Annotated in this window: 6 protein-coding genes and 2 pseudogenes; all 8 read left to right on the top strand. The window is 45.3% G+C overall.

Annotated features, from left to right (window positions below):
* Positions 1-103: 103 nt before the first annotated feature.
* A pseudogene (locus P618_RS08570) lies at positions 104-535 on the top strand (DNA-methyltransferase); the annotation flags it as partial.
* A 5-nt stretch (positions 536-540) separates the two neighbouring features.
* On the top strand, positions 541-1,011 hold the full coding sequence (locus P618_RS02395) for a minichromosome maintenance protein MCM (protein WP_021827521.1): 471 nt from the start codon (positions 541-543) through the stop codon (positions 1,009-1,011).
* Between the two features lie 10 nt (positions 1,012-1,021).
* Positions 1,022-2,875 carry a phage terminase large subunit family protein gene (locus P618_RS08565; protein WP_052564146.1) on the top strand — a complete coding sequence of 618 codons (1,854 nt, stop codon included), beginning with the start codon at positions 1,022-1,024 and terminating at the stop codon, positions 2,873-2,875.
* A 6-nt stretch (positions 2,876-2,881) separates the two neighbouring features.
* Positions 2,882-3,106 carry a gpW family head-tail joining protein gene (gene gpW, locus P618_RS02385; RefSeq protein WP_021827519.1) on the top strand — a complete coding sequence of 75 codons (225 nt, stop codon included), beginning with the start codon at positions 2,882-2,884 and terminating at the stop codon, positions 3,104-3,106.
* Positions 3,106-4,528: pseudogene (locus P618_RS09195) on the top strand (phage portal protein). The gene gpW and the pseudogene P618_RS09195 overlap by 1 nt, the downstream one beginning before the upstream one ends.
* Positions 4,528-5,646 (top strand): S49 family peptidase, encoded by a 1,119-nt coding sequence (locus P618_RS02375; protein ID WP_021827515.1) that lies wholly within the window; start codon positions 4,528-4,530, stop codon positions 5,644-5,646. The pseudogene P618_RS09195 and the gene P618_RS02375 overlap by 1 nt, the downstream one beginning before the upstream one ends.
* A 16-nt stretch (positions 5,647-5,662) precedes the next feature.
* Complete coding sequence (locus P618_RS02370) at positions 5,663-6,037, top strand: head decoration protein (RefSeq protein WP_021827514.1); 375 nt, start codon at positions 5,663-5,665, stop codon at positions 6,035-6,037.
* A gap of 3 nt (positions 6,038-6,040) precedes the next feature.
* A complete protein-coding gene (locus P618_RS02365) occupies positions 6,041-7,042 on the top strand; it encodes a major capsid protein (protein ID WP_024161106.1) in 1,002 nt (333 codons plus the stop codon).
* Position 7,043: the final 1 nt, after the last annotated feature.

Here is a 7,043-nt window from a genome sequence, read left to right as displayed (position 1 = left end):
CATATCAAGAAGATCCAGTTTCATTTTTTGTCCTTAAAAACTTACGGATGAAAAATATGATTATTTCAAGCAAAAATCAACTATTGCTGCGTAACATCAGATCCTAATTTGGGCGAAGAATCATTTTTCTTTAGGCAGAGCCGATTATCAACGGCAATATGAGCCTATTCTTTATGGTTGGCGTGAAGGTGCTGAACGTCATTGGTGTGGTGCCAGGGACCAAGGCGATGTTTGGTTTATCGATAAGCCAAATGCGAATGATTTGCATCCCACCATGAAGCCAGTGGCGCTCATGGAGCGGGCTATTACTAACAGCAGCAAGCCTGGCGATATCGTTCTTGATCCCTTTGGTGGTTCCGGCACAACCTTGATGGCTGCAGAACATTCAAAACGTCGCTGCCGCATGATTGAGCTTGATCCTAAATACATTGATACCATCATAAAGCGCTGGCAATCCTACACTAAGCGTCAGGCTGTGCATGCTAAAACCAGCCAAACTTTTGATGAATTGTGTGCATGCCATATTGAAATGTAGGTTCTATGGAACTTATCAAGCAATCGCAGTGGGCAAAGCGACATGGATTTTCAAGACAATATGCGGGACAGCTGGTGCAAAGTGGCGTCATTCAACTGGTTGATGGCCTTGTGGATGTTGAACAAGCAGATGCCGCAATTGCTGCCTTACGTGATCCAAACCAACCACAACGTCGTAAAAATACCTCTGATGTAACTGAGCTTTCAACGCTTCTCCTTAAAACCCGCATCAAAAATGAAATGGAACGGGGCAAGCTGCTTGAAGCCCGCGCCAAAGCAGAAATTGGTGAACTGGTTTCAGTAGAAGACGTCAAAGTAGCTGCTTTTAACAAGGCCAGAATCGTTCGTGATAGTTTGATGAATATCCCTGACCGAGTAGCCTCATTGCTTGCTTCCATTGATGATGCCCACAAAATTCACGAGGTACTGCTGCAAGAAATCCGAACTGCTTTGGAGGAATTAAGCCGTGACGTGTAAGCCTTACCACATGAGTTTTAATACGGGGCTTCGGCCTGATCCACTACTCAAAGTTTCTGAGTGGGCGGATGGATTTCGTATGTTATCGCAAACCGCATCCTCTGAACCCGGCAGATGGCGCACTGAACGCACGCCTTATCTTAAAGAAATCATGGATGCACTATCGCCATCATCACCTGTTGAAAAAGTGATTTTTATGAAAGGCGCTCAAATTGGTGGGACGGAAGCTGGCAATAACTGGATTGGTTACATTATTGATCAAGCGCCTGGTCCTATGCTGGTCGTTCAGCCCACTGTTGAAATGGGTAAACGCTGGTCTAAAGGGCGTTTAGCGCCACTGATTGATGACACACCAGCTCTTCGCGATAAAGTTAAAGACCCACGATCTCGGGATTCAGGCAATACCGTCCAAAGCAAAGAATTTACCGGCGGTATTGTTGTGGTAACTGGCGCTAATAGCGCTGTGGGTTTGCGCTCTATGCCTGTGCGCTATTTGTTTTTAGATGAAATTGATGCCTATCCTGGCGATGCTGACGGCGAAGGTGATCCTGTCTCCCTCGCTATTCAACGTACCGCCACCTTTGCCCGTCGTAAAATTTTGTTAGTCTCAACGCCTACCATTCAAGGCTTAAGCCGTATTGAACGCGAATTTGAAGCCTCCGATCAACGCTACTACTGGGTACCATGTCCACATTGTCATACCTTTCAAATTCTAAAATGGCCTCAAGTCAAATGGGAGGATGATCCGCTCAATGCCTATTATGTCTGCATCTCTTGCGAAGAAAAAATCTATAATCATCAAAAAACCTGGATGTTAGCCAACGGCGAGTGGCGATCTGCTAACGAGTGCAATAGTAAGATTGCGGGATTTCATCTCTCAAGCCTTTATAGCCCGGTTGGATGGCTAAGCTGGGGACAAGCGGCCCAGAATTTCTTACATGCCAAGGATAATGAGCAGCTGCTGAAAGTTTGGGTTAACACGACTTTGGGTGAAACTTGGGTCGACAAAGGTGAAGCTCCCGATTGGCAGCGCTTGTTTGAACGTACAGAGAACTATCCGATTGGCGTTGTACCTTTCGGTGGGCTAGTTCTGACTGCTGGTGTTGACGTACAAAAAGACCGTATTGAAGTTGAAATTGTTGCATGGGGTCAAAAACGCGAAAGCTGGTCTGTTGATTATCAGGTCTTTGAGGGTGACCCCGGTAAAGCTTCTACATGGCAACATTTATCTGCTTTGATGAGCACTTTATTCCCCAGCGAAGATGGATTAGAGCGCCCCATCAGTATGATCGCTGTGGATGCTGGGTATGCCACTCAAGAAGTTTATGGATGGATCCGTAGCCAAACACCGGGTTGTGTGATGGCTGTTAAAGGTATCGACAAAGCCTTAGTGCCAGTGGGTGCACCAAGCCGTGTGGACGTCACCATTTTAGGGCAAAAACTCAGACGTGGCGCCAAACTCTGGCCGATTGGTGTCTCTGTTTTAAAGTCAGAGCTGTATCACGTGCTCAAACTTTCACAAACTGATGAAGGATTCCCTGGGGGGTATTGCCATTTCCCAGCTTACGGGCCTGAATATTTTAAGCAGCTTACCGCCGAGCAATTGGTGACCAAAATTAGCAAAGGCTATCCAAAACGCGAGTGGCAAAAAATCCGTGAACGTAATGAAGCTCTGGATTGTCGAGTCTATGCCAGAGCTGCTGCCATTGCTATTGGTGCAGATCGCTGGAATGAAAATAAATGGAAAAGTCTGATGGGATACAAAAAATCTCCTAATCCTGAATATAACCTTCCAAGTGAACCTATGCGTCAAACAAAGTCGCAAGGAAGGCCACGTGTGGTCAGAAGCCGTTTTATGGGATAGAACACCATGTATACAGAAGATGATTTAGCGCAAATAGAACTAGCGATTACCAAGCTGCAAAAAGGCGAGCGCGTGGTTTCTGTTGCCTATGGCGATCATATCGTTAAATACGCGGAAGTTGACTTGAGCGATTTGCTTAATTTGAGGCAGCGAATGAAGTCAGAGCTTAAAGTTGCAGGTGTTTCCCCAAAAAGACGCATTACTTTTGCCACACATAAGGAGATTTTCTGATGCTACTTAAAACATTCGCACAACTCTTCAAACGCCCCAAAAGTAAAGCCTCCGCTTGGGATGCAGCCGGTTCTGGTAAACGCTTAACCTATTGGCAACCGGAACATAGCGCCATCAACAGCCTTCTTGGGAATCATTTAGAAACGCTACGTAGCCGTGCACGCGATATGGTGCGTAAAAATCCTTATGCTTCCAATATTATAGAAACACTGGTGAGTAACGCTGTTGGCACCGGTATCAAACCGCAATCTAAAGCTCAAAATGCTGAGTTTCGTAAATCGGTACAAGCGTTATGGCTGCGTTGAAGCGGAATAGCCATGGCGTTCATGATTTTTACGGTCTACAAGCCTCTATTTGTCGCAGCATGATTAGAAAGGGGGCGAATGTTTTGTTCGCTTTCGTGTAAGACGCCCTGAAGATGGCTTATCCGTAACTGCAATCCTTAGAATCCGAACATCTTGATACCCCCGTGAATCGCATTTTAGCCATAGGCAATATGGTTCGAAACGGAATTGAGTTTAATAAACTCGGACAAAGAGAAGCCTATTATTTGTTCCGCGAGCATCTCGGTGAAAAACTGCTTGTCTCAAACGGTGAATCTGTCCGCATTCCTGCCTTCTGAAGTTCTGCATATGTATAAACCCTTGCGTCCTGGTCAAATTTGCGGCGAGCCTTGGCTGAGCCGCGTATTACTGAAACTTTATGAGCTGGATCAATATGATGATGCAGAGCTGGTGCGCAAGAAAACGGCTGCTATGTTTGCAGGGGTTATCACTCGTCTTGATCCTGAAGCCAACATGATGGGTGAAGGGGTTGCCAATGAACAAGGTATGGCCCTTGCCGGACTTGAGCCTGGTACCCATGCAGTTACTGGAACCCGGTGAAGATGTTAAATTTTCTAATCCTTCAGATGTTAGCGCAAATTACGAAGCCTTTATCCGTCAGAAGCTCAGAGCCATTTCCATTGGCATGGGCATTACCTATGAACAGCTAACGGGTGATTTGACTAACGTTAACTATTCCTTCATCCGCGCTGGACTCATTGAATTTCGTAGACGGTGCGCCACCTTGCAACATCATGTGATGGTGTTTCAATTTTGTCGGCCTGTTTGGAATCGGTGGATTAAACTGGCTTTACTCTCTGGCGCCTTACCTTCTCAAGATAAAGACACTTCGATCAAGGATGCAAAATGGATACCCCAAGATTTTGATTGGGTTGATCTACTCAAAGATCAACAAGCACAACAAATGGCAGTACGTAATGGTTTTAAAAGCCGCAGCGAAGTGATCTCAGAACTTGGCTATGACGCAGAAGAAATCGATCAAGAAATTGCTGCAGATAAGAATAGAGCTGATGAAGCCGGGTTTGTTTTAGATTCCGACCCAAGGCATACAACACCGCCTAAAAAACGAGGTTTTTGATGAATGACATTTACTTAAAATTTGCTATGAAATCGATGATGATTGAGCCTCGCAGCTCCCCGTGGTTGGCAGCCCACATGGCATCCAACAAGGCTTTAAAACTTACAAAGCCATCATTAGTAAAGGGTGCTAGCAATGGCATGGCCATTATTCCGATTCATGGCATTTTAACCAAACGTTCTGGGATATTTGACGGCATGTTGGGTATGACTTCTTATGATGAGATTCAAAAACAGATCAGTGCTGCTTTGTCGGATGATGCTGTACAAACGATTTTGCTCGACATTAATAGTCCCGGCGGGGAAACCAGTGGCTTGTTTGATTTAGCCGATTTTATTTATCAAGCACGAAGTCAAAAAACCATTTGGGCCGTATGTAATGATGAGGCCTATTCTGCCGCTTACGGCATTGCATCCAGCGCTGAAAAGGTTTTTATCAATCGCACGTCTGGTGTAGGCAGCATTGGCGTGATTGCGAGCCATATTGATCAAAGTGCCTTTGATGAAAAACAAGGCGTCAAATACACCACTGTTTTTGCCGGTAACCGTAAAAATGATTTAAATCCCCATGAGCCGTTAACTTCTGAATCCATGCAAACCCTGCAAAGTGAAGTCAGCAGATTATATGAGATGTTTGTAGAGCTGGTAGCCCGTAATCGAGGCCTTACAACAGAAGCCGTAAAGGCTACAGAGGCTGGCCTTTATTTTGGCCTTGATGCCATCCAAACAGGGCTTGCGGACGAAATTCTCACCTTTCCTGAATGTATTCAAAAAGCAGCCTCTCAATCTTTTATAAGGACCATAGCTATGACTGAAACATTACCGACCATTAATCCAGAAGAATTACTTACCCAAGGCAAAATCCAAGGGCGCAGTGAATATCACACGGAAGCTTTAGAGCTTTTTCGTTTATGCAAACTCTCGAAAATGCCCGAAAAACTGGGTGATTTTCTTGAGCAAAATATACCGGTTAACGAAGCACGCGAGCAACTCATGCAGCTACTCGCTGATCGTACCGGCCTTGAGATCTTGAGCACTGTGAGTCTTGAACCGACACCCCAAGAAAACCCGGTAATTCAAGCTGCTAAAGCTCGTAGTCACATGAAATTAACCGCATAAATGGAGGAAACCCTTAATGACCGTTGCCATAGAACAAAACAATTTAGGAGATCTTCTCAAGTTTGAAGCTCCTAATCTTTATTCCCGTGAAGAGATAACTATAGCTCAGGGCCAAAAACTAGCCCTTGGTGCCATTATCGGCCAAGACAGTGAAACAGATTTGATTAAAGCATTAAATCCTGCTGCCACAGACGGCACACAAAATGCCCTTGGCGCTTTGATTGCTGAGGTAGATGCAACAAGTGGTAACACCAAAGCCGTGATTGTGACACGCGATGCAATTCTTGCCGATCACGCCGTTGTCTGGCCAGTCACCATCACGCTTGAACAAAAAATCGCTGCAATCAAACAGCTTGAGGCACGCGGCGTCATTATTCGTAAAGGGGTATAATTTATGCAAAATCCATTCTCACATCCAGCATTTAACATGGCAGCATTGACGGCTTCCATTAATTTATTACCAAACACTTATGGCCGCACTGAATCACTAGGTTTATTTCCTTCCAAATCAGTACGCTTCAGGCACATCGCTATTGAAGAACGAAACGGTGTCTTAAGCTTACTTCCAACAGCAAGCCCAGGCGCACCCGGTACCGTTGGTAAACGCGATAAACGAAAAGTCAGAACCTTCACCATTCCGCATATCCCCCATGATGATGTGGTCTTGCCGGAAGAAGTACAAGGCATTCGGGCTTTTGGTACGGAAAATGAGCTGCAAGCCATTGCAAATGTTATTACCGATCATTTGCAATCCATGCGTAACAAACATGCGATAACTTTAGAGCACCTCAGAATGGGCGCTTTAAAGGGCATTATTTTAGATGCTGATGGTACGGAGCTTGTGAATCTCTATAATGAATTTGAAATCACGCCAAAAATCGTAAGCTTTGCTTTAGGCACAGCTGGCACTTATGTTAAAAGAAAATGTATCGAAGTTTTGCGCCATATTGAAGATAACCTACGTGGCGAATTCATGACGGGCGTTCATGCGCTAGTCAGCCCTGAATTTTTTGATGCCTTAACATCACATGCTAAAGTCAAAGAAGCCTATGACAGGTGGCAGGAAGGTGCAGCGCTACGCAATGATATGCGCTCAGGATTTACCTTTGGCGGCATAACTTTTGAAGAATATCGCGGTCAAGCAACCGATCCTGATGGTAACGTCAGACGCTTTATAGCCCAAGATACAGCGCATTGTTTCCCGCTAGGTACTGCTGAGACTTTCTCCACCTATTTTGCACCGGCTGATTTTAACGAAACCGTCAACACCTTGGGGCAACCGCTTTACGCCAAACAAGAGCCAAGACGTTTTGATCGCGGTACGGATTTGCATACTCAATCTAATCCGCTGCCAATGTGTCATCGTCCGGGAGTACTTGTAAAACTTACGGTATAAG

The sequence above is a fragment of the Holospora obtusa F1 genome (genome assembly GCF_000469665.2).
GTDB lineage: Bacteria > Pseudomonadota > Alphaproteobacteria > Holosporales > Holosporaceae > Holospora > Holospora obtusa.
The sequence above is the reverse complement of the archived record's forward strand: the minus strand, read 5'-3'. Positions and strand labels throughout refer to the sequence as shown.

Excerpts from the sequence above, each read along its gene's own strand:
- P618_RS02395 (WP_021827521.1), top strand. The coding sequence starts at position 541 with ATGGAACTTATCAAGCAATCGCAGTGGGCAAAGCGACATGGATTTTCA.
- P618_RS08565 (WP_052564146.1), top strand. The coding sequence starts at position 1,022 with ATGAGTTTTAATACGGGGCTTCGGCCTGATCCACTACTCAAAGTTTCT.
- gpW (WP_021827519.1), top strand. The coding sequence starts at position 2,882 with ATGTATACAGAAGATGATTTAGCGCAAATAGAACTAGCGATTACCAAG.
- P618_RS02375 (WP_021827515.1), top strand. The coding sequence starts at position 4,528 with ATGAATGACATTTACTTAAAATTTGCTATGAAATCGATGATGATTGAG.
- P618_RS02370 (WP_021827514.1), top strand. The coding sequence starts at position 5,663 with ATGACCGTTGCCATAGAACAAAACAATTTAGGAGATCTTCTCAAGTTT.
- P618_RS02365 (WP_024161106.1), top strand. The coding sequence starts at position 6,041 with ATGCAAAATCCATTCTCACATCCAGCATTTAACATGGCAGCATTGACG.